At 39.9% G+C, this 24,733-nt stretch carries 22 protein-coding genes; 10 read left to right on the forward strand and 12 right to left on the reverse strand.

Going from position 1 to position 24,733, the window contains the following annotated elements; translation table 11 throughout:
• Positions 1–77: 77 nt before the first annotated feature.
• From MKZ10_RS02150 to MKZ10_RS02160, 3 genes are all read right to left on the reverse strand, one after another.
• Positions 78–1,340 (reverse strand): MFS transporter, encoded by a 1,263-nt coding sequence (locus tag MKZ10_RS02150; RefSeq protein ID WP_342507467.1) that lies wholly within the window; start codon positions 1,338–1,340, stop codon positions 78–80.
• Positions 1,341–1,404: 64 nt separating this feature from the next.
• Positions 1,405–2,706: an ectonucleotide pyrophosphatase/phosphodiesterase gene (locus tag MKZ10_RS02155; protein ID WP_342507469.1), complete on the reverse strand. Its 1,302-nt coding sequence runs from the start codon at positions 2,704–2,706 to the stop codon at positions 1,405–1,407.
• Between the two features lie 81 nt (positions 2,707–2,787).
• Complete coding sequence (locus MKZ10_RS02160; RefSeq protein ID WP_342507471.1) at positions 2,788–3,000, reverse strand: helix-turn-helix domain-containing protein; 213 nt, start codon at positions 2,998–3,000, stop codon at positions 2,788–2,790.
• 267 nt (positions 3,001–3,267) lie between these two features.
• Between MKZ10_RS02160 and MKZ10_RS02165 the strand changes: the two genes are divergently transcribed.
• Positions 3,268–4,125 carry a helix-turn-helix domain-containing protein gene (locus MKZ10_RS02165; RefSeq protein ID WP_342509971.1) on the forward strand — a complete coding sequence of 286 codons (858 nt, stop codon included), beginning with the start codon at positions 3,268–3,270 and terminating at the stop codon, positions 4,123–4,125.
• Between the two features lies 1 nt (position 4,126).
• Here MKZ10_RS02165 and MKZ10_RS02170 read toward each other — a convergent pair whose 3' ends face one another.
• The 3 genes from MKZ10_RS02170 to MKZ10_RS02180 form a co-directional block, all read right to left on the reverse strand.
• Positions 4,127–5,359, reverse strand: coding sequence for an MFS transporter (locus MKZ10_RS02170; protein ID WP_342507472.1), 1,233 nt, complete (start codon positions 5,357–5,359; stop codon positions 4,127–4,129).
• 193 nt (positions 5,360–5,552) lie between these two features.
• Entirely contained in the window at positions 5,553–6,296 is a 744-nt protein-coding gene (locus MKZ10_RS02175; RefSeq protein ID WP_342507474.1) for a pirin family protein, read from the reverse strand.
• Between the two features lie 70 nt (positions 6,297–6,366).
• Positions 6,367–6,543, reverse strand: coding sequence for a hypothetical protein (locus MKZ10_RS02180; protein WP_342507476.1), 177 nt, complete (start codon positions 6,541–6,543; stop codon positions 6,367–6,369).
• Positions 6,544–6,663: 120 nt separating this feature from the next.
• Here MKZ10_RS02180 and MKZ10_RS02185 point away from each other — a divergent pair, with 120 nt between their 5' ends.
• Positions 6,664–8,604, forward strand: coding sequence for a translation factor GTPase family protein (locus MKZ10_RS02185; RefSeq protein WP_342509973.1), 1,941 nt, complete (start codon positions 6,664–6,666; stop codon positions 8,602–8,604).
• Between the two features lie 226 nt (positions 8,605–8,830).
• On the opposite strand, the gene MKZ10_RS02190 is transcribed toward MKZ10_RS02185, so the two are convergent.
• Together MKZ10_RS02190 and MKZ10_RS02195 are read right to left on the reverse strand one after the other, a co-directional pair.
• Positions 8,831–9,445 carry a class I SAM-dependent methyltransferase gene (locus tag MKZ10_RS02190; RefSeq protein WP_342507478.1) on the reverse strand — a complete coding sequence of 205 codons (615 nt, stop codon included), beginning with the start codon at positions 9,443–9,445 and terminating at the stop codon, positions 8,831–8,833.
• A 76-nt stretch (positions 9,446–9,521) separates the two neighbouring features.
• The gene (locus MKZ10_RS02195; RefSeq protein WP_342507480.1) at positions 9,522–10,382 is read right to left on the reverse strand and encodes a Cof-type HAD-IIB family hydrolase; all 861 of its coding nucleotides are present in this window, start codon (positions 10,380–10,382) and stop codon (positions 9,522–9,524) included.
• Between the two features lie 326 nt (positions 10,383–10,708).
• Between MKZ10_RS02195 and MKZ10_RS02200 the strand changes: the two genes are divergently transcribed.
• Positions 10,709–11,437 carry a hypothetical protein gene (locus MKZ10_RS02200; RefSeq protein WP_342507482.1) on the forward strand — a complete coding sequence of 243 codons (729 nt, stop codon included), beginning with the start codon at positions 10,709–10,711 and terminating at the stop codon, positions 11,435–11,437.
• A gap of 44 nt (positions 11,438–11,481) precedes the next feature.
• Positions 11,482–12,735 carry a polysaccharide deacetylase family protein gene (locus tag MKZ10_RS02205; RefSeq protein ID WP_342507484.1) on the forward strand — a complete coding sequence of 418 codons (1,254 nt, stop codon included), beginning with the start codon at positions 11,482–11,484 and terminating at the stop codon, positions 12,733–12,735.
• 56 nt (positions 12,736–12,791) lie between these two features.
• Here the strand turns inward: MKZ10_RS02205 and MKZ10_RS02210 are convergent, their stop codons facing one another.
• The 3 genes from MKZ10_RS02210 to MKZ10_RS02220 all read right to left on the reverse strand — a co-directional run bounded on the left by MKZ10_RS02210 (position 12,792) and on the right by MKZ10_RS02220 (position 16,204).
• Positions 12,792–14,432, reverse strand: coding sequence for a hypothetical protein (locus MKZ10_RS02210; RefSeq protein WP_342507486.1), 1,641 nt, complete (start codon positions 14,430–14,432; stop codon positions 12,792–12,794).
• Positions 14,425–15,225 carry an ABC transporter ATP-binding protein gene (locus MKZ10_RS02215; protein WP_342507488.1) on the reverse strand — a complete coding sequence of 267 codons (801 nt, stop codon included), beginning with the start codon at positions 15,223–15,225 and terminating at the stop codon, positions 14,425–14,427. Before MKZ10_RS02215 ends, MKZ10_RS02210 begins: the two co-directional genes overlap by 8 nt.
• An 88-nt stretch (positions 15,226–15,313) precedes the next feature.
• Positions 15,314–16,204, reverse strand: a complete 891-nt coding sequence (locus MKZ10_RS02220; RefSeq protein ID WP_342507490.1) for a LysR family transcriptional regulator — start codon at positions 16,202–16,204, stop codon at positions 15,314–15,316.
• Positions 16,205–16,447: 243 nt separating this feature from the next.
• On the opposite strand from MKZ10_RS02220, the gene MKZ10_RS02225 reads away from it, so the two are divergent.
• From MKZ10_RS02225 to MKZ10_RS02240, 4 genes are all read left to right on the forward strand, one after another.
• Entirely contained in the window at positions 16,448–17,638 is a 1,191-nt protein-coding gene (locus MKZ10_RS02225; protein WP_342507492.1) for a coenzyme F420-0:L-glutamate ligase, read from the forward strand.
• Positions 17,639–17,781: 143 nt separating this feature from the next.
• Complete coding sequence (locus tag MKZ10_RS02230; RefSeq protein WP_342507494.1) at positions 17,782–18,153, forward strand: GntR family transcriptional regulator; 372 nt, start codon at positions 17,782–17,784, stop codon at positions 18,151–18,153.
• Positions 18,150–19,034: an ABC transporter ATP-binding protein gene (locus MKZ10_RS02235; protein ID WP_342507496.1), complete on the forward strand. Its 885-nt coding sequence runs from the start codon at positions 18,150–18,152 to the stop codon at positions 19,032–19,034. Before MKZ10_RS02230 ends, MKZ10_RS02235 begins: the two co-directional genes overlap by 4 nt.
• A complete protein-coding gene (locus MKZ10_RS02240; protein ID WP_342507498.1) occupies positions 19,034–19,720 on the forward strand; it encodes a hypothetical protein in 687 nt (228 codons plus the stop codon). The genes MKZ10_RS02235 and MKZ10_RS02240 overlap by 1 nt, the downstream gene beginning before the upstream one ends.
• Positions 19,721–19,779: 59 nt before the next feature.
• On the opposite strand, the gene MKZ10_RS02245 is transcribed toward MKZ10_RS02240, so the two are convergent.
• A complete protein-coding gene (locus tag MKZ10_RS02245; RefSeq protein WP_342507500.1) occupies positions 19,780–22,140 on the reverse strand; it encodes an EAL domain-containing protein in 2,361 nt (786 codons plus the stop codon).
• A 326-nt stretch (positions 22,141–22,466) separates the two neighbouring features.
• On the opposite strand from MKZ10_RS02245, the gene MKZ10_RS02250 reads away from it, so the two are divergent.
• Together MKZ10_RS02250 and MKZ10_RS02255 are read left to right on the forward strand one after the other, a co-directional pair.
• The gene (locus MKZ10_RS02250) at positions 22,467–22,988 is read left to right on the forward strand and encodes a sigma-70 family RNA polymerase sigma factor (RefSeq protein ID WP_342507502.1); all 522 of its coding nucleotides are present in this window, start codon (positions 22,467–22,469) and stop codon (positions 22,986–22,988) included.
• Positions 22,989–23,005: 17 nt separating this feature from the next.
• Positions 23,006–24,661, forward strand: a complete 1,656-nt coding sequence (locus MKZ10_RS02255; protein ID WP_342507504.1) for a sigma-E factor regulatory protein RseB domain-containing protein — start codon at positions 23,006–23,008, stop codon at positions 24,659–24,661.
• Positions 24,662–24,733: the final 72 nt, after the last annotated feature.

The raw sequence follows: 24,733 nt of genomic DNA on the forward strand, positions 1-24,733 counted from the left end.
AAGGTTTCACCACAACATTTCGTTCAGTAAATACAAAAAAGCGAGGACACCTCTCACAGTGTACCTCGCTTGTCTAGTTAAGCAGTTTTCACTTTATCATCCGGTTCTGGCACCTTCGCGAGTAGAACAAGCCCGATAACGAACAACACTACGAGACTGAATACACCGTTTGCGGAGCTCCCTGTCAGCTGTGTCGTCAACGCTACCAATAAAGGACCCATGACGGATGCGAACTTGCCGAAAATATTATAGAATCCGAAAAACTCATTTGCTTTTTCTTTCGGGACAATTCTAGCAAAATAGGAACGACTAAGCGCCTGGATGCCTCCCTGTGACGTTGCAACAAGCATCGCCAAGATCCAGAAATCCATCGTTGTTTTCATGAAATACGCATAAATACAAACGATAATATAAACACAAATACCAACATACAACATCTTTTTCCCTGTAAACTTCTGCGCCAGCTTACCGTAAATAATCGAAAATGGTGCAGCTACCACTTGTGTGACAAACAAAATAATTAGAAGATTAGTAGCGCTAATCCCTAAATCAGTTCCGTAGGCTGTTGACATATTAATAATCGTCCCGACGCCATCAATGTAGAAAAAGTAAGCCAGTAAGAATAAAAACACTGTCCGATATTTACGAATTTCTTTAAATGTCCCACCAAGCCGTCTGAAACTACCTCCGAGTATATTCGACTCACGTTTCACGCCATGAAGCTGACGCACATTTTTCAGCATCGGAATCGTAAACACAAACCACCAAATTGCCGTAATGACGAAGGCGATCCTACTCGCCATAGACACTGCAAGTGGAATCACTTCATTCTGGGCCAATAAAATAATAGCAATACTAATAATAAACGGAATTGTACTTCCAATATACCCAAAACCAAAGCCGCGTGCAGATATGTGATTCATTTGCTTTTGCGGTGTTACATCAACGAGAAATGCATCATAAAATATATTCGCACCATGGAAGCCAACGGCCGTTACCGTGTAGATAATCAATAACCACAACCAATTATCCCCCGGTACAAATGCCAACGAAACTGTCGAGACTGTCCCCACGAGGAAAAAGAACAGGAAAAATTTCTTCTTTAATCCTTCGTAATCCGCAATCGCCCCTAAAACCGGCCCAATCATTGCCAAAATGAACGTCGCAATGGCAACTGAATAACCCAAATACGCAGTTGAATTCGACAAACTAACGCCAGCATCAGTTGCAACCGCCTTATAATATAGTGGAAAAACCGCGGTCGTAATAATAATGGAATATGCCGAGTTTGCCCAATCATAGAAAATCCAACTATTCTCTTGTTTCGTATACTTCTTCATCCCCACACCCCTTTCATCCCCTATAGACAGTTTACACGAAGTTGAATGTAAACATTGTAAAACTTCAATCTATTCTCAACAGTTCCTTTATCACTTTTCCATCCGTATTTCCCAAATCTACCCCTAGTAATCTTGCAAACGTTGGTCCCTCATCAACCAACCGCATATGTTCAATTTTCACATTCGGCTGAATCCCTTTCCCTGTCGCAATAAAAACCGTCGAGTAATCCTCTTTTCCTGGTGAGTAACCATGAGAAGCATGTGTATACTTGCCCGCCGCCACATCCCCCGCCGTAATGACATCTATGGACTCTCCATCAAGATGCTCTGTGAAATAAAAACCACGACGTGCCTCTATCATAAAAGCAGCATGCTCGTCCGCCCCGCGTAATCCAGCTTCTGCACCCTCTAGTACGAATTCAATACCATTAGCTTCATTAACCGCAAGGGAGTGCAGCAGCGCACGCACTTTATCCTTCGCCGGCTCATCTTTCACATAAATATAAGCCGAACCATCATTACTCTTACAATATGCCTGCCAATCTTTCACCATGCCCCGCCCATTCAGTTGAATCAAACCACTATCCTTCAGTAACACATTCAACTTAACAGCCCTCAAATGATCTAGCGAACTATGATCCCCCAGCACCACAATAGTCGTCCGTTCGTACATGCCACTATCCTTCAAAGCCGCCAAAATCTCTCCTAACCGTCTATCATGACGGTGAATAGCTGCATGTGCTTCCGCTGATGAAAACCCGTGATGGTGACGCTGTGTATCAAGATCTACCAAATGAACCAGCATCAAGTTCGGTTTTTTCGTTTGAATTGTATGTACAGTCGACGCCGTCACGAAATCATCCAATTCTGGCTGAGCAATCCCCTTTCGCAGATGACCAAACTTATTATTCATTTCAAGCTGATAACGCTTGCTACCATTCATAAAAGACACAGCAATTTGATGATGCCACGGACGATTCGCAAAAATTTCAGGCATATGATAATCAATCTTCGCCTTTGCTGTCACTGGCCATAGCAATGCCGCCGTTGACAATCCTGCTTTCTTCGCCTCATCATACAACGTTGTCCCTTTAATATAACGACGATGCCAATACCAATCCGGTGACAGTCGATTCGGCTGTAGCAACGTATTCGTCACAACGCCATGCCGATTTGGATAATTCCCCGTCACAATACTTGCATGACAAGGATACGTCACCGAAGGATAAATCGTCTCGACCTTTCTACAAATCGCTGCCTTATTCAATAATTCCTGAAAATGCGGCAGCGTCTCTAGCATCGGAAGATCAAGCGACGATAAACAATCAAAAGAAATAACAAGTAAATGATCTGTTAAACGTTCCATTGTGAGCCTCCTTCTCAGACGATATATACGCAACGATGGTTTCAATCATAAGCACACCCGAAATTCCCTATCATTAACTTACTATAAATTATATTCGATTAAACCAAGTACTTTTCCTCTATTAGCTAGTCGCAGCTTCACGCGATATTTTGTTGCATGCCCACACCCCATGTGTTCAATTAAATTAGATGCAACGAGTTCAGTTATCAACTGACGAACTGATGATTTGCTTCTATCAAGATAGTTTTCTAATTCTTTACTCGTAAAAGTCTCGTGTTGCTTAATCCACCCCATCAATTTTAACGAAACACCTTGATCCTTTTTCGGCAATGTAACAACGAAAGTATTTGGTACTATCCCCCAAAATGGTTCTTGCTCTATTTAATCGATTATTTTTCACGTTATTTAGTTTTCAGTTTGCTCTTTCCGTGATAATGTTTATTCAAAACCCTTTATTGGATTGCATCACAACAATCTAATGGCGTTATTTAAAGTAAAGAGGCGATAACTATTCAACAGTCACCACTACTGCAACAAGTCATCGATTATATTGAGGAACATATTAAAGAGGACATCGAACCCAAGGAACTAGCTAAACTAGTTGGCTATTCCCCTTATCATTTTTATCGCATTTTTGATAAACATATCGGGTACACCATTATGGACTATGTCTTAAAGAGAAAGTTGCAATATGCATTATATGATTTAGCGCAGGGTGAAAAAATTATTCAAATTGCTTTGGACTATGGCTTTGAAACGCATTCTGGCTTTACAAAGGCTTTTAAAAAATATTTTGGTAGTCCACCCAGTCTATATCGACTTCATTGTCCATTATCATTACCCCCAAAACTCAATCTACTAAGTCTCCGTGAAAAAAGGGTAGGTGGCATTGTCATGCAACCGAAAATTGTGCAGAAGTCTGCTTTTAATATTGCTGGTAAAACATTTGGGAGCACCATCGAAAATATTTCCTATACAAGAGATGCGCCCGCCTTTTGGGATCAAGGAATTTCTCCCGATGAAGAAATCGAACGCACATTGTATGCAGCCTTATCTCCTAAAAAACATGGGGAATATTGTATCAACCTAAGCAGCGAAGACCAGGGGGACAGGTTTACGTATTTATTTGCAGTAAATTACGATCAAAACGTTCAGTTACCCACTGGACTGACAAAACTACAAATTCCAGATACAACTTATGCAGTTTTTAGAACCCCACTTGTTACAGTCGAACAATTTGTCTCCTCCATCAAAGGTACTTGGCAATACATTTTAGAAGATTGGCTCCCGGAATCCCTTTACGAAGTCGATGAGACAAGTTATGACTTCGAATATTACGACGAACACTGCCATCACTGGGAATACGTAAAAATCTACATGGAAATCTTCCTGCCCATTAAAGAAAAATCCAAGGAATGACTCACTCCTTGGATTGTTTCAAGATCATCTTATATAAAAATAATACAGGTGCTAATAACACCGCACTCACGATGATTGCTATTTTTATTGTAAAACCTGACGCTACAACACCAATAACCGGACCTCCTCCTATTTGACCAATGGCATCTACTTGCCCTTTTACCGAAAAGAAGGTTGCGCGTGTAGAGGAATCTGGAATGATTTTATTGAGCCAAATATCCTCCAACGGATACATGACTTGCCTTGTAACCTGGATAATTATATAGAAAGTGAGTAAACCCACGACATAAGATGACAACGCAAAGCCTATCAATGAGATGATAATAAGTACACTTCCGACAAAAAGAAAGACATAGATATGTCTGAGATTCCCATGGATAGCACTCCGATTCATCCAATGAAGTGCTACAAAGGAAACAAGCACGACGATAAACTGAAGTCCCCCCATTACCACAACTAATTGTTCGTCCGCCAAATTCGATATGTTGGATACCTCCAAAAAGTGGGACATCCATAAACGATCGAAACCTTCACTATAAAATCCTACAAACAAGGCAATAAGAAACACCATTCTTATAATGAAGCTCGCTTTGGAATGGGAAATAACTTTGCCCATATTCCCCTTCATACTTCCCCATGTTGAGGTTATTTCATCTTTATCTAACGGTTTAAAGTTTTCTTCTTTCATGAAAATGATTAAATAGACAGCTAATCCAACCATGCATAGTCCACCAATAATGATTGGCAAGTTAATCATGAAATAACCTGTTAAAATACTTAATGGGATTGCAATAACTTGCCCAAGATTCCCTGCCTTTGCACCTCTTATAAAGGCTAGCGAAGCACGTTCTTCCCCTATTTCATCTGCAATCCAAGCTTGCCGGGAACCACTTGTAAACGTATAACCTATCCCCCACGCCACCTGGGCCAGTAATACAGTGATGAAGTAGGGAAATAACCCCTCAATTAAAAAACCGAATCCTATTAAAAAGTAACCAATTATGATTGAAAGTTTCCGACTTTTCAAATCCGAGACTAGTCCAGTTGGAATTTCAAAAAGGAAAACGGATAGTTCTAATACAGTTCCCACAAACACAAGCTGGAGTGGACTAAGCCCTACAATTTTCACATGATATAACAAGTTTACTGTGAAGATAAACGTGAAAAATAATTGTGATGAAAAACAAGTATAAATATAAACTCGATATGGATCTTTTGTCAGTAATCTATTCATCTTATTCCCCCTCATCTTGATTATAAGGAGAAGGACACTCGGTTTCTTGTCCATATTTGCGATAATGAAATACCTGTATATTTCACCTACAAATAACAAGACTTCACATGAAACCTTGCACAAATTTTCGTTTATTAAAAAAAGGTCTGCAAGCGATATGTATTCAACATCGCTTGCAGGCCTCACTTATTCCTTACCTTCGTTTACCCATTCCACTAATTGTTCCGCTGTTAGAGGTAATGGCATCCATATCAACAATGAACAAGACGACGGTTGTATCTTCGATTGCTGTAAATGGCGGCAGATCATTTTCTAGATCGGTCACTGCTTCTTGTTTATGGATCGTGTCATCGCCAATTTGAATCGAACCGTCCAAAACGTACAGAAAAGGTTTCATCCCCTTGTATTGCGGAACTTGAAGGACGTCACCCATTTTGGGATGCGCGTCCAACACATAGCCGCTTTGTCTAATGACTAACGGTGCTCCGCTTCCTTCAGGGCCGACCATCTCATACCAATCACGATTGTCCGAAGGTTTGTCATGAAATTGAATGCTTGGAGGTAAATTTGCCTCATAAGGGCGGAAAAAGATTTGTAGCATTTCAACATATTCCTCTTTTACCTTTTCCTCGTGCCAAAAGCTATTTCCAGCATTCATCATCATTAACTTGCCCGGTGCGATTGACGCCTCAAAGCCTGCCGAATCCTTGTGATAAGAAGTACCTTTCCAGACATAGCTGAAAATTTCATCGTTCACATGCTCATGCATTTTAATCGTCAAACCTTTTCTCATAATAGCGTGGTCGATTGTACTAAGAGGCCCAAAAGCCGGATCATTCATCTCCACATCCAAAATATCACTTGGCTGGATCCTCGTAATGGTGAATGGTCCTCTAAAAGGTTGATAATGATTTCCTGCACGGAGTATTTGAATCAACCCCATCCCTCCCTCATAGATTGAAGAAAGCGCGAAAATTCCTCTCGGACTCTCCACGCTTCACAGCTGTTTAAAGCTCCTGATAATCCCTTTGATATCTTCCGCCGTCTTTGACCACAGAATGATACAACGCTTTTAACGCAAAGCTTTTTTCCAAGTCATGCTCTTTCATAATTTGGTTCAGTTGTTTTTTCAGCTCCGTATCATTCTTCACAAGCTGCTCCATCTTTGGTTTTGAATACTGCATAATCCGAACCTCCTTCTTTAAACTTTTTCTCTCTTTAGTATACCATTGCTTAACATACATCCATCCGATTCAGATTTGCTATACTACTTTTATCAGCAGGAAATAGAACGGAGTGACATGATGTATAAAACAATCGGTATCCTAGCACACGTCGATGCGGGAAAAACAACATTTTCAGAACAACTTCTTTATCACACCAATAGCATTAAACAACGGGGGCGCGTCGATCATAAGGATGCCTTCTTGGATAGCCATGCCATCGAAAAAGAGCGTGGCATCAGCGTTTTTGCAGATCAAGCAATCATCTCATATAACAATTCGACCTATACGATTATCGATACGCCCGGGCATGTCGACTTTTCTCCGGAAATGGAACGCGCCATTCAAGTGATGGACTACGCCATCATCATTATTAGTGCAAGCGATGGTGTCGAAGGTCATACCGAAACCGTCTGGCAGCTACTTCGTAAACACCAAGTACCCACATTTTTCTTCATCAATAAAATCGATCGTGAAGGAACGGATGTAGAAAATATTTTACAAGAGATTCGCATTAATTTGTCAGAAGATGTTTGCGACCTTACAACCGCCTTCCACGAAGGTATCATGCAAGAGGAGCTCATCGAATTTATCGCAGAGCGTGACGAAGCACTGCTGGAAACCTATATGGAAACTGGTTATGACGAGACGCTATGGCTCCAAGCATTCAAGAATATGATCCGGGACAATAAAGTGTTCGCCAGCGCCAGCGGTTCTGCACTAAAAGACATCGGCATTGCAGAATTTTTCACGAAACTCGATGTCCTGACAGGGACCTCCTACGATGATTCCGGTGAGTTTGCGGCACAAGTGTACAAAGTTCGGCATGATGATAACGGCAACAAAGTGACATTCCTCAAATCAGTAGGCGGTACACTTCACGTTCGTGAAGAGGTTCATTACGGGGAGCTGGCTGAAAAAATTACTCAAATCCGTATTTATAGCGGCAATAAATTCAAGGCAGTCGACCAAATTCATGCAGGTGAATTATTCGCGGTGACTGGCCTAACAAATGCATCCATAGGTGATGGCGTAGGGGCTTTGAAAGAAAAAGTGACATTTGACCTCATACCCACCTTGAAATCGAAAGTTGTTTTTGATGCATCCATCCATGTCAAAGAGATGTTGCGTTGCTTCAACCTATTGGATGCCGAGGATCCCTCTCTACGCGTCTTTTGGGACGAGCACTTTCAGGAAATTCACGTACATGTCATGGGCATCATCCAACTTGAAGTGTTGAAGGTAATCGTCAAAGAACGATTTCAATTCACTGTCACTTTCGATGAACCCAAAATTCTTTATAAGGAAACCATTGCTACAACCGTAAACGGCTACGGCCATTTCGAACCACTACGACATTACGCAGAAGTCCATTTGAAAATCGAACCCGCCGATAGAAATAGCGGTATTTCCTTCGATAACGTCTGTCACGCTAATGATCTGTCGATTGGCAATCAAAATCTAGTCCGCCATCATGTATTTGAACGCGACCATCACGGGCTATTAACCGGCTCCGCCCTCACCGACGTCAAAATCACATTACTGACAGGACGAGGACATAATGAGCATACCTCTGGCGGTGACTTTAGAGAAGCTACACGTCGAGCCTTACGCCAAGGGTTAGAGCAAGCCCACAATCTATTACTTGAACCCTACTATGACTATACAATCAAAGTCGAGTTGGATCTGATTGGGCGTGTGCTATCAGACATTCAACAAGCACATGGCAGCTTTGAGCCTCCCGAAACACTCGGAGATAAAGTGCTCGTCAAAGGACGTGTTCCTGTTGCAACCTTCATGAACTACAGCACTGCCTTTGCTTCCTTCACGCATGGCAAAGGAACGCTACGCTTGCAATTTAGTGGCTATGATCGTTGTCATAACGAAGAGCAAGTGATTGAACTGCTTGGCTACAACAAAAACGCAGACCCGGAATACACATCCACCTCCATCTTCTGCGCAAAAGGGAAAGGCTATCCAGTCCCTTGGGATGAAGCAGAGGCAGCTATGCATTGTGTATAGAACTTTAAATAGTGCCTAAATCTATTACACTCGTTGAGCTATATCCTCGACATGATTGAAGCGGAAGTATTTTTTCGGAAAATGATAATAACTTTATAAAAGAAGGATCTCCTTATTGGGTGTCAGCCACAAGGGGCAAACACATTGAATTGTCCAAACAATTATTACCTTAGCAAAAAGTTTAGATAACTAGTAACAGGCATAGTCCTATAGACTGTGCCTGTTACTAGTTATCTGCATCTAAGCGAAAAACTAAAAAACGTTCATTATTATTTTGTTCATATAATCCAGGGACCTTTATTTCCTGTAACCATACAAAAGGTGTTGCTGTTTCAAGGAATTGGCTATAATCGGTTGTCGGGTAGTACAGGATAATATCAACTGACCGCTTGTGTTGCTCAACTGAACGTAAAATACGGGCAATGACTCTCATAAAAATTTGAATGGAGAACGGGTTGAAAAAATAAAAATGATTGTCCGTTATCGCCACTTCATAGTCCTCTGCCAAACAGCGTTCAAACCAAATAGCACCCCCCAGTTGCTTAAGCTTCCCACAGTAACTGGCCTGATTTTCAAGTGCCTCCTGATATAACTGTGCACTCATTTCAATCCCCGTCACCGATACTTGGAAGTGATGATGCAGGTAAAATGCCAGCCGTCCCTTACCGCAGCCAAAATCGACGACCCCATCCGTTCTCTTCAGTGTATACTCACGAAATAATTCATCCAACGCCACATAAGGCGTCGCTTCGTAACGATTGTAATGTGACGACTGAGTTTGCCACTCCCGCGTGCCACCGGTTTTAATACGTAGCAAGCGATCATAGTCTTTATCGTCCATAAATACCCTCCTTCCCAATTGCAACTAAAATCCCCTCCAAAATAAAACTCGGAGGGGATCCTTCTATCCATCTAGCTTACTTCTGTAAAATATATGTCCGTAAAGCATGAGCAACTCCATCTTCATTATGGTGCTTCGTTACATACGTACTCATTTCCTTCAACGGCTCTTCCGCATTGCCCATTGCGATGCTCATTCCAGCAATTTCAAACATCGATACATCATTATAATTATCTCCAATGGCGACCGTGTTTTCCAATGGAATCTCCAAGTGCCCCGCCATGAATCGCAAGGCATTCCCTTTCCCCGCATCAGGATGACCCAGTTCTAAATTGAAAACGCCTGATGAAGTAAGGAACAAATCAGCCCTTCCTGATAACACCTTGCTCAGCTCTGCTAGCTTAGCCTCGTTCAGTGATAGCACCAACAGTTTATATACGTTTAAATGTGACACATTTGGAATCCCAATGGTAGCTGTTGATAACGTTTCATTCAAATCATATTGGTTGTCCAAATAATGATGAAGCATTTCCCCAGCCCAACCCGTCACCTGTTGTTTCGTTGCATGGAGAATTTCTTCCTGTAGAACTTCCTTACCACCTTGTCCGTTATAGATGCCTTGTGCAGTGTAAATCTCATAGTGAACTCCACTTTTCCCAAGTATTTCAATGACTTCCTCAACAACTTTAGTTGGAATTGAAAAACGTTGAATCTCTTGTCCTTTATAATAAGAAACTGCACCATTTCCCGTCATAATCGGACAAACAATTCCCGCTGGTTGTAGAATTTTCTCCACGTCTGGCAAGGCACGTCCAGAGGAAATCGCCACGATATCCCCCTGTTTTTGCACCTCCAAAACTGCTTCTCTATTGGCCTCGCTAATTATGCCATTCTCCGATAATAATGTACCATCAAGATCAATCGCGATTAATCTCAAAACAATCAATCCCCTTTCTAATCCGTTACGTCCTATTCATTATACCTTAAATAGCCCCATATACGTTTTAAGTTCCTTGATTCTTCGGTTAATACGTCAAGTAATTAGAGGAATATCCCACCTCTACCTTTTCACCTTTGTTCGACAACAAACTAGTAATCTGTTGACATTATTCTACATCATCATACAATAGGATTAAGGTATTATAATATTTTTCATTGTTTTTCTCTACATAAAAGAAAAACGAATCTTCATCATAGGCATATATAGCCTTTTATCATTTGAATAAAATTAAAATCCCATCATATTATTTAGGAGATGAAGTTATGTCCAAAGATACCAAAAACAAATCAAAAGGGTGGTTTAAAGGTGTGCTATCTACTCAAAATCAATTCGAGCAAAATAGTTCCGAGGAAGATGTCATTGAAATTGTCGAAGACGACTTCATAATGCAAGAAGAGACCAATGACTTAGACTCATCTAGCAATAAAGACTTATTTTCTAAAGATAATCAGGACAAAATCGCCTTGGATATGATCGTTTCTCTAGAAAATATGCTTAATGACCGACAGTTAATTTTGTATAAAAAAGAAGGTCTCGAAAACCAATTACATACGGCCAATGAAACAATTAGCCGCCTCAAGCATGACCTTATGAAGAAAGATCAACTAACACATGACAAAGATAAGGAAATTCGTGTATTAGAAAGTAATCTAACAAATAAACAAATGGGTTATGATCAGCTTCTCGAAGATTATAAAGATTATCAGAGCACTTCAAATAATGACTTCCAAAAAATTTCAAACCAGCTTGAAAAAGAAATGAACAAATACAATATGCTCAATGAAGAATCCACAAATAGTCAATATCAGAACATGTTAGCAATAAGAGAACTCGAGGAAAAAGTTAGAACTTTAGAAGTAGAAAATCAAAAATACGCAGAACAATGTGCTCAAATTCTGGGCGAGAAAAATGAATTAATGCAAACAATCAATGACTTTACAGAAAGAATGTCATTTTCTTTTTCTTCAAAGGCAACCCCATCGGAAGAATAAACAGTAAGTAGCATACGCATTGCTGCTTTGGAAAGGAGGCGCTCATGCAAGCCTACCATGGAAAATTGCTTGAATTAGTAGCGATTGATACCGAAGCAAATCAACCATTTCTACAAATTAGGCTATCATTTGAACAGGATATTGAATTACTTTGGAAAATTGATGCTGATACGGCTAATCATTTGAAAACCGTGACGACACTCGGCCAATCTCACAAATATAGATTATCCTTTTCTAGTTTTTGGGATGCAGACCAACATCAATATATGAGCTTTTTAACAAGAACGCATCGAAACCAAAGCGAAAAGATTTATTTTCCATGTTCAGAAGCCTATGTCAACGGACTGAATGCTATTAAATATAGTGAGCAAATTAACCAAATTCAAGCTCTCCACTTTTTAACTAACCATTCACAGCATATTCATCCTGTCCAGCAACAAAAAGCTACACCGCACAGATTCTCTCGTAAATTTTCTTGGATAGTAGCCGCAACGCTTGCGATTACAGCCATTATTTCGTTTGGTAACTATCCTATGAATAACTTAGAGGTTATCCAAAATATAACTGTAAAAGCTAACGGTGCAGATAACGAAACTCCCTTAGATTTAACAGTTATAGAAGAAAGCCCATTAGTGGAACAGCAGCAAACGGCAAATCACTTCCCTAAAGAACCTGGAACTGAGCCTACTATTCCTACAAGTGAACCGGTTTTCCCTACAAGTGTACTCAATGAAGTAATTTCCTATAGTATTCTAGAAGGTACCGTCGCCCTTACTTTCGATGACGGACCCTCAAAATATACAAAAGAAATTACGGACATATTAAAGAGCTATCAAGTGGGCGGAACGTTTTTCTTTGTGGGCAGTAATGTACTTAAATATCCCAATCACGTTCAATACGTTCACGCTAATGGCCATACAATCGGCAGTCATTCTATGAAACATACTGATTTAATAAAGCTTTCTTACGAAAAACAGGAACTCGATCTTTTGCATACAAACCAGTTAATTGAAGAAGTTATTCAAGAAAAGGTTATACTTTTTAGACCTCCTTATGGATCTAATAACGAAGAGACCTTAAAGGTCATGGAAAATAACCAGACAAAAATGGTTCTTTGGAATACAGATACACTAGATTGGAAAAGCCATAATGCCGATAAAATTGTGAATGCTGTACAGACATCTAAAGTTTCTGGTTCCATCATTCTTCTCCATGAATCCCAAGCTGTCATCGACGCTTTGCCACAAATCATCGACTACCTACAATCCCAGGATTTACAAATCGTCAATTTGCAGTAAAAAAAACATTTGTTGCTACATGAACAAATGTTTTTTTTATTTTCTTTAATGATAAATTACTGCTTCGATTTGAAAACACGACTCTTTGGAAAAAGCCTTTTCCAACTAAAGTAAATAACTACGCAAAGGACTATGACATAGACGTAAATACCGTAATCAAAAATGTTAGCGATAAGATGACCGACAACAAAGATACCGACCAGTAAACCGAGTAGCAGCATTTTAGCCGCCCCTGCATCTTGGGCAAATTCAAAGGACTCGGAAAAAGGATACTCTCCGGCCTTCAAAATCGTGTATGTTATAAGCATTTGCACAATTCCAACCAAGAAAATTGCGAATAGATCTGGCAATATTCTCACTGTGAAAATCCAAGTAAATACAAAGCTGAGTACTAAAAAAACAGGCAAATACAATTTCACTAAAAAGGCTTTCAATGCCCCACTATAGGCGGCAGACGGCTGTTGAATGGGTGCAGCCTTAAACAACCAATTCCCTTTATAACTTACCGAGAACTTTAGCATATGAACGATATTGGGAATCATCAGGTTACAAAAATACATAAATAAAAACATATTCCCCATCGCAATGTCTGACAACGTTCGCCCGCGCAATTCATTGAAAATAAAAATGAACGGAAAAACAAGCGACATTCCAAGTACCGGGTACACCTTCAGCTTAAATTCTCGCTCTTTCTTCATCATCAGCACAGCAAAACGGAAGAATACTCTTTCTTCCGTATTCCAGCACACCATTTTTGCCCACGCCTCATCCCACCAATTGTTTTTCCGCTTCCTTTTTTTCGTATCATTCATTAACTTCTCTAAATTTCGTTCAAAAGAAGGCATTAAACGAGCGTAACTATACATGGCGAGCAACGGGACACAGATGGCAAGAATCGCAAAGACAATCATATAATAGGTTACATGATGGGCTAACAGCAGCTCGAACAGCGCACCATACCAAATAGGCGGTATGAAAAAATGCCACCAGCTAAATAGATACGTAAAATCTACGTCAACAAACTGAAATGATCGCATAAGTAGTTGATAGCCAACAACGACACCAATCGTTAACATAATTTGCACGTAGTTAATAATATCCTTAAGTTTTTCACCATCGAAAAACCGCAGAATAAACAAATATAATAATGAAGTAAAGACGACGACAAGCAAGATTGTTAACAATAACCCAACTAGAAAAACAAGTGCAAAACCTATACCGTGTGTGAACAGACCCACGATGAGTGGAATCGTCACAAGCGAGCCCGTAATGAACACCATATAGATCATAATATGTACAATTTTCGCCGCACTAATTGTTCTTCCGCTTATCGGCTTTGTTTGTAAAATATTTTTATCCCTCACATCGAGCAAGACAGACGAAAAATCCGAAATCATCGACGTTGTTAAAAAAAACATAATGATGCCGAAAGCAACGCTCATTTGAAAAATATAATTTTCACCAAACACCATAAATGGGATGAGCATAAGTCCATACAAGCCATAGATCCACAGTGATTTCAAAAACTGATTGCCGTCCTTCTTTTTCCTAGCATCATTAAAAATCGTTGGCACCCTTCGCTCATCCATCGTCAGTTTGATACGCAAAATTTTGTCCATAGCTTCGTAATCCACGCCTAGTCTTTTACATACAGGTTTGAATAACGCTAAAAATTTCAATGATCGAAAATCACGCATACGTCTGCCCCTCTTGTACAATCGACACAAATTTCTCTGCTCTATTTTTATGGTCAGTAAAGCCCGTCAATTGATTGAAGATCTCAGCAAGAGTCCCTTCTTCGCTCATTTCCTGCAATTCCTCAAAACTACCATCTGCAATCACTTCGCCTTTCACAAGCAAGACGATGCGATTACTAATTTTCTCGACGAGGTCCATAATATGTGACGAATAAAAAATGGTTTTTCCTTGCGCAGCAAGCTGTGCTAAAATCTCCTGAATTACCATCATACTATTTGCGTCTAGCCCACTTAACGGCTCATCTAAAAATAATAAGTCTGGATCATGCAATAAGCTCGAAATGATTAAAACCTTTTGCTTCATCCCTTTTGAAAACGAAGATAGACGTGTGTTCCTAACATCACCTAAGTCGAATTCATTCATAAGCTTTGTCGCTTTTTCTTCCGCATATTCCCGACTCATTCCATACAGCTCAGCAACAAAGACCAAATACTCGCTTGCTGTCAAATTATCGTATGCTTCCGCATTTTCTGGGACATAGCCAATTTTGCGTTTATACGAAGGGTCACCCGAGGCAATATCCTGTCCAAAAATCTTTACTTTTCCCTGGTAAGTATCAATGAGTCCTAGCATGATTTTAACCGTTGTACTCTTTCCAGCACCGTTTGGCCCAATGTAACCAATTATTTGCCCTCTAGACACTTCTAAATTGACGCCATTTAATACACGTTTTCCACCATAATCCATCGTCACATTTTTAAGAGATAATACCTTTTCAGCAGCAGTCTCCATACACTCACCCCTTACCTATAATTATGTTATTATTCTAACATTTACTTGTGAAAATTGTGATGATTTCCCTTTTCTTTAGAATCCGGATTCAAAACCGCTTGCTCTCCAAAATCTCAACAAATCTCGTGGAAGCTGGTGATAGTGGCACGGTTTTTAAAAAGCAGACACCAATACTCCTCTTCGGAATATCTTCAAGTAATTGGGCTTCAGATAACGATCCATTCTCTAAATACTCTTTGGAAAACTCTCTCGTTACACATGCAATGCCCAAATTGATTTTGGCAAACTCCAATAATAAGTCATGAGAACCTAATTCAAATTCTGGTGAAAACTGTATGCCGCGCGCTATCATAAAGTCCTCTACATACTTTCTTGAATTAGATTTTGGTTCAAGAAATATTAAAGGTAATTTCACTAACTCATTAAGACCTAACGGCTTTGCTAATATCTTTTTAAATTTCTCTCCGTAAACAAATATATCTTGGACATCAAAACAAGGTCTCACTTCCAATGTAGGATCGTCAATGGGTAGGTTACAAATCGCAATATCTACCTCACCTGATTTTAGCGTCGCACAGAGCTCCACAGTTGTTCCATTAACAATTTTGAACTTTATATTTGGGTAACCATTATGAAAAAACTCTAAAAAGGGCAATAAAAAATACCTCGAAATGGTATCACCTACACCAATCTTTAATTCACCTGTCGTTAAATTCTTAAATTCTAAAATCTTTTCTTCTCCAACACGCAGAAGGTTAATAGCTGAATTTGCATATTCAAATAATAGATTACCTTCATTTGTTAACGACACGCCTTTAGGTGTTCGGTTAAAAAGGCGTGTATCCAATTCTTTTTCTAACTGCATGATGGACTGACTGACGGCTGGTTGTGTCATATATAACTCTCTTGCTGCCTTGGAAAAGCTTTTATTAACAGCTACCTGACAAAAAACTTTATATAAATCTAGTTTACTTACCATATAAGCACCCCTTATACCTATCATTCGATATATTAATTTTACTTATACCATTACACTGATGTATATTACAAGTAGATAGTTAGATAATGATAATATCAATTACGCCTCGGCGTGATTGCGTCCAAATTTTGAATTGCATTTGTGCAATTCATTCCTTTAAAAATTTGTGACATCCGCCGGAGGCTTACCTTGCTTCGGCAGAAGCAAGGTAAATAGACTTTATAATTCTGAGGAGCGATTCAATTGGGAAGAGTAGTTGGAACAGTTGCGAGAGGTCTACGTTGCCCTATTATCAATCAAGGGGACAATATCGAAGACATCGTTGTAGATAGCGTATTACAAGCCGCAGAAATTGAAGGCTTTCACATTAATGATAAAGATATCGTCTCCATTACAGAATCTATCGTTGCCCGTGCACAAGGGAACTATGCAACCATCGATCAAATTGCCAAAGATGTTCACGCTAAATTTGGAGACGACACAATCGGTGTCATTTTTCCGATTTTAAGCCGCAACCGCTTTGCAAACTGTCTTCGTGGTATTGCAAAAGGGGCTAAGAAAATTGTCATTATGCTGAGTTACCCGTCTGATGAAGTTGGAAATCACCTAATCAGCCTTGATCAATTGGATGAAAAAGGAATTAACCCATGGACGGATGTGCTTACTGAGCAAGAATTCCGCCAGCATTTTGGCTACCAAAAGCATACGTTCACGGGAGTCGACTATATTGATTACTACAAATCGTTAGCTGCAGAATTTGGGGTTGAATGTGAGATTATCTTCTCTCAAAAACCGAAAACCATTTTACATTATACGAAGAGTGTTTTAACATGTGACATTCACACGCGTTTCCGTACAAAGCGTATTTTAGAAGAAAACGGTGCTGAAAAAGTATTTACACTGGATGATATTTTATCAGAATCGGTGGATGGTAGCGGCTATAACGAAGAATACGGCTTACTTGGTTCAAACAAATCAACAGATGATGGGGTTAAACTTTTCCCACGCAACTGCCAACCAGTCGTCGACAATATTCAACGTATGTTACTCGAAAAAACAGGTAAAGTAGTGGAAGTAATGGTTTACGGAGACGGAGCGTTTAAGGACCCTGTCGGTAAGATTTGGGAGCTAGCTGATCCAGTCGTATCTCCTGCATACACGCCTGGACTTGCAGGTAAGCCAAACGAAGTAAAACTGAAATACTTGGCAGACAACAACTTTGCAGACCTACGTGGCGAAGAGTTAAACAAAGCGATCTCCGAATTCATCGACAACAAAGATGAGGACCTCACTGGTTCAATGGAAGCGCAAGGTACGACTCCACGGAAACTAACAGACCTCATTGGTTCTCTCTCTGACTTAACGTCAGGTAGTGGAGATAAAGGTACACCTATTGTCTTTATCCAAGGGTACTTTGATAACTTTACGAAATAAAATAAACGAACACAATGCCAGGCAATCGAAATCTCCATAATTCGATTGCCTGGTATTTTTTATTTTAAATTGAGCATTGACATTTTACAACCATCGTTATATGGTTAGTTACATAAGTAACTAACCAACATGGTGGTGAAGAAGTGAAAAACTTAATTGATGATGGTCGGCCAATTTTCATTCAAATTGCCGAGCGAGTTGAAGATGACATTATTGAAGGCGTCCTGCCAGAAGAATCGCAAGTCCCCTCAACCAATCAGTTCGCCGCATTTTACAAAATCAATCCTGCTACTGCTGCGAAAGGTGTAAATCTGTTGGTAGACGAAGAAATTTTATATAAAAAGCGAGGGATTGGAATGTTTGTGGCAGAAGGAGCGCGAGCAAAAGTAAAGGAAAAGCGTAAAGAACAATTTTTTGAACAGTATATAGTCACGATGATTCAGGAGGCGGAGAAGCTTGGAATTACAGCGGACCAGTTAACGGATATGATTCGGAGAGGAGATAATAAACGATGAACAAAGTGATTGAAGTTAAACAGCTTACAAAATCATATGGGCAGTTTGCAGCTTTACAGGACGTCAGTTTCTCCATCTATGCAAATAAAATATACGGACTTCTCGGTAGAAACGGCGCAGGAAAAACAACGATGATGAAAATGATTACAGCTCAACTTTTTCCGACTAGTGGTGATTTAAATGTATTTGGAGTAGACCCCTATGAAAATGCCAACGCTCTTAGCCAAATATGTTTTATTAAAGAAAGCCAACAGTACCCTGACTATTACAGCGTTCTTGATGTTTTGGAAGTCTCCAAATCTATTTTTCCAAATTGGGACGCCGACTTGTCTAGCTCACTAGTCGATGATTTCAATTTACCTTTGAAACGGAGAATTAAAAAGCTGTCGCGCGGAATGCTTTCAGCAGTCGGAATTGTCGTAGGTCTCGCAAGTCGGGCACCACTAACTATTTTTGATGAACCGTATTTGGGGCTCGATGCGGTTTCAAGAGGGGTATTTTACGATCGATTAATGGAGGATTATTCAGAACATCCTCGTACCGTCATCTTATCTACCCACTTAATTGACGAGGTAAGTAACTTGCTTGAGCATGTGTTAGTTATTGACAACGGCAAGCTAATCATTGACAAAGATGCGGAGGAACTGCGTGGGAAAGCATTTACAGTCACAGGGCAAGCTTCGAAGGTGGAAGCATTCCTCGTAGGGAAAGAAACTGTACATCGTGAGCCATTCGGCGGTTTGCTTTCAGCTACTGTCATTCGTAGCAAGGATGGTTCAGATCAACAACAGGGGGAAGCAAGTGGACTTGAAGTTTCACCTGTCTCTTTGCAACAACTCGTCGTTCATTTGACAAATGACAAAAAAGGAGTGTTTGCATAATGAATCGAATTTCCGGTGTCTTAACCCTTCATTTTCGAGATAAATGGTCATGGATTTATATTCCAGCCATAATTCTATTCTCTAGTTTCGCTGTAAATCTCATTATTGGTTTCTTGGTACCAAGTCAAGTAGCCATTTATACAGGCGGAGTCTCATCCATTTTTATTTATCTTTTTGTAGCAGGGATTATCGTAGTCGCAAAAACGTTTCCTTTTGCAGTCGGAATGTCGATTAGAAGAGTCGATTATTTTATCGGGACTGTAGTGATTGGAGCAATTTCCAGCTTCGTATTCTCCTTACTGATTTTTTTAATGGGACAGTTAGAAAACCAGTCGAATGGCTGGGGAAATAGGCTCCACTTTTTCTATTTCCCTTATGTAAACGATGGTACGTTAGTGGAACAGTTTGGTATGTACATGATCCTATTTCTTCATTTATTCTTCCTTGGCTTTTTAATCGCAAGCTTTGCGAAACGCTTTGGGCGCAAGGGGATGTTCATTTCATCAATGGCCTTCCTGCTAATCGGAAGTATCGCAGTTTACCTCATACATTTTTTTGAACTTTGGGGTAATATTTTCAGTTGGTTTGTAGACAAAACAGCTGTACAAATTTCCTTCTGGCTTTTGCCTTTGGTACTGTTCTATTTACTCGCTTCGTTCCTACTTTTGCGGAGAACAAGCGTATAAATTAAAAAATGCCAGGTACCCGAATGATTCAACATTCGATGAGTACTTGGCTTTTGAATTTATTGTTTTTGTAAAAAATCCAATAGTTTTTCTTCATCCAAAGGTCTGCTATAGTAATAGCCTTGAACCGTATCGACATTCATATCACACAAAATCTGGAGCTGCGCCTCTTCCTCTACACCTTCTGCGACAATTTGAAATCCTAAACTATGTCCCAGCGTAATAATTGTTTGCAAGATGGCTTGTACAATCGGATCTTCTTCAATTTGATGGATGAAGGAACGATCTACTTTGACGCAGTCAATAGGCATCAGACGCAAATAATTCAAGGAAGAATAGCCTGTCCCAAAATCATCCAAGGCAATGTGGACACCCAACTGCTTTAATTCTTTCAACTTTTGGATTGTTTCTTCTTGATAATTAATGATGACGGACTCTGTTATTTCAATTTCAAGGAAGGATGGTTCAACATCATAATAGGCGAGCTTCTTTTGCACTTTATCAACAAAATCCGCTTCACGTAATTGAAGTGCACTAACATTTACCGCCACACGCTGTATCGTTATATCCTCCTTGGCAACCCGTTTGATCATCTGCAAACTAGCATCTAACACCCAATCGCCAATCGCAATAATTTGACCTGTACTTTCTGCTAAAGGAATGAATTCCGCAGGTGAAACCATCCCTAATTCTGGATGCTTCCATCGAAGGAGCGCTTCAACCCCGACCGTCTCCCCACTGCTAATATCGAGCTGCGGCTGATAGTGAAGGAAAAACTCCTCGTTCAACAGCGCTTGTCTCAAACCATCTTTTAGCTTGAGCTCCTTTTCAATTTGGCCCTTCATATCGTTATCAAAGAAAGAAATACAGTTACGACCTTGGTCTTTTGCATGATAGAGGGCCGTATCGGCATTTATAAGCAATTTCCCTATCGTTTCTGCATCAGCAGGGTACAGGGAGATACCCATAGAAGCTGTAATATAGACGTGCTGCCCGAATAATAGGAACGGATTCATGAATGATTCATGGATTCGTTGTAAGGAAATATCAATAAAGTCTACGTCATCTTTTTTAGCCCGTATGATTAATACAAATTCGTCGCCTCCGAAGCGTCCAAAAAAACTAGTCGTCGGCAACATTTCACCTATTCTTTTTCCTACTTCAATTAGCAACTCATCTCCGTACACATGCCCTTTTGAATCATTAACATGTTTGAATTGGTCCAAGTCAAGAAAAGTGACAGCCATCATTTCCTCATCAGTATCCATCTCGTCGATCCATTGTTGAAGTACTTTTTCAATTGAATTCCGATTAGCTAAACTCGTTAGGGAATCATAACTTGCTTGATAATCCAATTCATCCACATGGGTTTTAATCTGTAGCGCCATTTGTTCAACAGCCCTCGCAATTTCACCAACTTCATCTTTCCTTTTCATGCCCATTTTAACGCTAAGATCCCCATGTTTTATTTTATTAATTTGGCGAACAATAAAGGGAATGTCTTTCAGTAAATAATGCAAAACAAGTGATAGTGTTGTTAACAAAACAAGGATAGCAATAGCCCAAGAAACAAATATCGACCTTTCGTATATTGTAAGGGGGGCTAACACTACTTCTTCAGGCATATACACAACTATTTTCCATCCCAGTTCTTCCAGTTGACGAACCGAAGCAAATTGGGTCTCCTCATCTGTTTGAAGTTGCAATATCCCTTCATTTTTTAGGGGTATATCCCGAATGGTTGTCCATATTTCCCCTGGGTCGTATAAAATATCTCCTTGATCAGAAACTAAAGCTATTTTTTGTCCGTCCGTCTCGAATGGTTGTAATAAATCAGCTAGACCATCCAGATGAATATCCACGCCTAGATAACCTAATTGCTCATTTTCTACTGTGACCGGATGCGTTATGCTGATTGTTAATTGATTTGTTGTGTAGTCAATGTAAGTTGAAGAAAACGTAAGCCCTTCGTTTTCGAAAGCTTTTTTAAACCAAGGACGCTCTTCGATACGATATAATGCATCCGTAACATAATCATCATTTGCAACATAGTAGCTATTCTTCGTATGAGCAAGCCAAACCATATTAACATCTTCATTGTTTTCTTTTGCTTGTACTAATGCTTTTTGAATCCAGTCATAGTCTTTATTGGAACGAATATTTTCTCTTTTTTCATTAGCACCCATAAAGCTTTCGATGACCGGAATAGATGCAAGTTGGTGAACAATTTCACCTTTTTGTTCAAATACAGAAGAAACTGCATCTTTTACATTATCACTTTTTATAGCCAGCTCCCGTTCAACTTGGTCGATCAAAATATCTTTCGTCATAGAGTGAGAATAGAAAGCAATCATCAACATCGTTGACAACACAACGACAAGCATTGCAAGAACAACTTTACCGTTTATCCCCAATTTCATAGACTCTCCTCCACCTATTTCCAATATCTCTTTTGACCTATCTCTATCTATTATATATTCTCATTGTATCTACTTTTTTCCTGCTTATTCGGTAAATTTATCAGAAATATGTCGAAATAGATAAAAAATTGGCTGAAACATATCCAGGGTTTCGTTTATAGATAATCTCCCCAACAGAAAGCCCGACTAAGAACAAGGGCAAGACACTTAAATGATTCAAATTTTGATAAGTCGTTTGCATCTTTTTTATTTTCCATGTAACACTATGACACCTCAAGACGTTTTTATTAGTATAAGCGACTGGTTGAGAGAGAAGGTGAAAGCGAATGCCCCAAATAAATAGGGAAGATATACCCGCAAGCTCTGTGGAGGAAATATGTCACGCAACATGGAAGCCTTTATACCGTTTCATCTATTACAAAGTACAAAACCGTGAGGAAGCAGAAGAAATCACACAGGAAACTTTCGTGAAAGCTATTCCTTATTTACGTAAGGGCAAGATTCACCCTGACAAATATAGTGGTTTTTTAAAAACAGTCGCGCTAAATGTTCTTCGTGATAGATGGCGGAAGAAAAAACGTCGAGGAATAAACGTCGATATCGAGACCATACATCCCGAGGTAAGTGCTGTGGGCGATGCTACAGAAATGAGCGTTGAACGCATTATCATCGAAAAAGCACTCTCACAGCTTCAAAAAGAACAACAGACAGTCATTGAGCTAAGAATAATCAAGGGATATTCAGTAGCAGAAACCGCTGAAATCATGGATAAAACAGAAGTAAATATTCGTGTGATGCAGCACCGGGCATTGCAATCGCTTGCCAAGATTCTTAAAACAGTCAACTAGAGAAGGAGGTACGAGTTATGTCCAAGCATGAACAACAACTATCCGAGTATATTGATCGTTTGAATGCAGAACAAAAACCGATAGAACATGACACCATTTCAGAATCTGTTGAGATCGAGGAACTGTACTCCACAGTCAAACGCATCCGAAGTCTAAAAGAGCCCGCGGAACCTAATTCTGATTATGAAAAAATGCTTGTTCAACAAGTAGAGAACGAATTATCACGCCAGAAACGGTTACCCCGGAAAAAAGGAATGCTCTTTACTGGTATTGCCAGTATTGCTGCCATTTTAGCTATACTATTTAACATGTTTTCTCCCTTTACTAACAGTGATATTGTGAATGCCATGGAAGTAGCTTTCGATGACGTAAAAGCTTACCACGGATTTCTTGAAATTATCGCAACGAATGCGAACGAGGAGTCTACAACGCAAGCGAGGTTGGAGGTATGGGCGAATAGAGATGGACATTACGTTGTCAAAGGTCTAGAAGGGATCAATCAAGACATCGTTACCGGTAACAACGGAAAAACAAAGTGGCAGGTCAATCCAAATGAAAAACAGATTCATCGATTCCCAGCGTTCCCGGACACTTATCATTTTGCATTTGAACTTGGTCATGAAATCAAAGAAGTAACGAATGCTTTATCTACAAAAGTGATTGGAGATGATACCGTCATAGGTAGAAAAGCTTCGATTGTAGAAGTAACGCCCCGGGGCGGGCAACCTTATCGAATTTGGATTGACAAGGAAACAAAGCTTCCGTTACAAAAACAAACAGCCATGCACAACGCATTACAGTACACAATTACTTTCACAGACATTGATTTCAATGAGACGATTCCTGAAGAACTCTTGTCCTATCAAGTTCCGAAAGGCTACCAAGAGGTGGAATCATCACCTGAACAAATCGTCAATAGCCTAAATGAAATCCCATCAGCTATTGGATACATTCCAGAAATGCCAAAAACGATTCCCGAAGGATACGACCAAAATTATATGACGATTATCCCCAATCAAGGTCTTGTTAAGATTTACTACACCTCACAACACAACGACAACAAGCTTGTCTTCATACAAGGCCATGCTATCAGTCCAATTACACCTGTTCGAACCGCTACTCTTGGCAAGGTAAATGGCAATGTAGCCGAAATACAGTCTCCTGTTTATGAGGATGTTGGGATTTTAGGCGGCGGAGGGCTGTATGCAGGAATGACAGATGTTAGCTCGATTCGATGGCAGCAGGACGGCTTTGAATACGTTGTTATTGGCAATGGTGCTTTGAAAGAACTCGCGGCATTTGTAAATAGTCTAACGAATGATGCATTTGAAATGCAATCGACTGCAAAAAACTCAGGAACAACACCACAATTTGATGTTCCATATGATATGACCGTAGAGGAAAATACGCAAAAAAGTGTCGATGCTGGAAGTTCACCTTGGAGATTAGATCCTGTTGCCGTAGCGCAAGTTTTTGTCAGTCTTCAAATTTCTCCTGACGGGATTATAGGCGACTCCCCCATTGACCTACAGGATTTTAACATCCTTGCACAAAGCGATGCAGAGGCAATTTTAGAAGTAAGCAGCAATCAAACACCGATTACAACCATCTATCTAAAAAGACTTATCCGTCCCGATTCTACCGGAATATGGACTGTTGTTGGATATGATTGAAATAGTGATGCCAGGCACTCGAGGAGTTCCTGGCATCATTCATTTTCACCAATCTTGTCCTATATTGCTAGA

The sequence above is a fragment of the Sporosarcina sp. FSL K6-2383 genome, assembly GCF_038618305.1.
In the GTDB taxonomy this organism is placed as follows: Bacteria; Bacillota; Bacilli; order Bacillales_A; family Planococcaceae; genus Sporosarcina.

Coding starts and splice junctions, on each gene's coding strand:
- MKZ10_RS02235 (WP_342507496.1), top strand. CDS start 18,150: ATGAACAAAGTGATTGAAGTTAAACAGCTTACAAAATCATATGGGCAG.
- MKZ10_RS02180 (WP_342507476.1), bottom strand. CDS start 6,543: ATGCAGTATTCAAAACCAAAGATGGAGCAGCTTGTGAAGAATGATACG.
- MKZ10_RS02155 (WP_342507469.1), bottom strand. CDS start 2,706: ATGGAACGTTTAACAGATCATTTACTTGTTATTTCTTTTGATTGTTTA.
- MKZ10_RS02205 (WP_342507484.1), top strand. CDS start 11,482: ATGCAAGCCTACCATGGAAAATTGCTTGAATTAGTAGCGATTGATACC.
- MKZ10_RS02245 (WP_342507500.1), bottom strand. CDS start 22,140: ATGAAATTGGGGATAAACGGTAAAGTTGTTCTTGCAATGCTTGTCGTT.
- MKZ10_RS02185 (WP_342509973.1), top strand. CDS start 6,664: ATGTATAAAACAATCGGTATCCTAGCACACGTCGATGCGGGAAAAACA.
- MKZ10_RS02220 (WP_342507490.1), bottom strand. CDS start 16,204: ATGGTAAGTAAACTAGATTTATATAAAGTTTTTTGTCAGGTAGCTGTT.
- MKZ10_RS02250 (WP_342507502.1), top strand. CDS start 22,467: ATGCCCCAAATAAATAGGGAAGATATACCCGCAAGCTCTGTGGAGGAA.
- MKZ10_RS02200 (WP_342507482.1), top strand. CDS start 10,709: ATGTCCAAAGATACCAAAAACAAATCAAAAGGGTGGTTTAAAGGTGTG.
- MKZ10_RS02160 (WP_342507471.1), bottom strand. CDS start 3,000: ATGGGGTGGATTAAGCAACACGAGACTTTTACGAGTAAAGAATTAGAA.
- MKZ10_RS02190 (WP_342507478.1), bottom strand. CDS start 9,445: ATGGACGATAAAGACTATGATCGCTTGCTACGTATTAAAACCGGTGGC.
- MKZ10_RS02215 (WP_342507488.1), bottom strand. CDS start 15,225: ATGGAGACTGCTGCTGAAAAGGTATTATCTCTTAAAAATGTGACGATG.
- MKZ10_RS02240 (WP_342507498.1), top strand. CDS start 19,034: ATGAATCGAATTTCCGGTGTCTTAACCCTTCATTTTCGAGATAAATGG.
- MKZ10_RS02255 (WP_342507504.1), top strand. CDS start 23,006: ATGTCCAAGCATGAACAACAACTATCCGAGTATATTGATCGTTTGAAT.
- MKZ10_RS02170 (WP_342507472.1), bottom strand. CDS start 5,359: ATGAATAGATTACTGACAAAAGATCCATATCGAGTTTATATTTATACT.
- MKZ10_RS02150 (WP_342507467.1), bottom strand. CDS start 1,340: ATGAAGAAGTATACGAAACAAGAGAATAGTTGGATTTTCTATGATTGG.
- MKZ10_RS02210 (WP_342507486.1), bottom strand. CDS start 14,432: ATGCGTGATTTTCGATCATTGAAATTTTTAGCGTTATTCAAACCTGTA.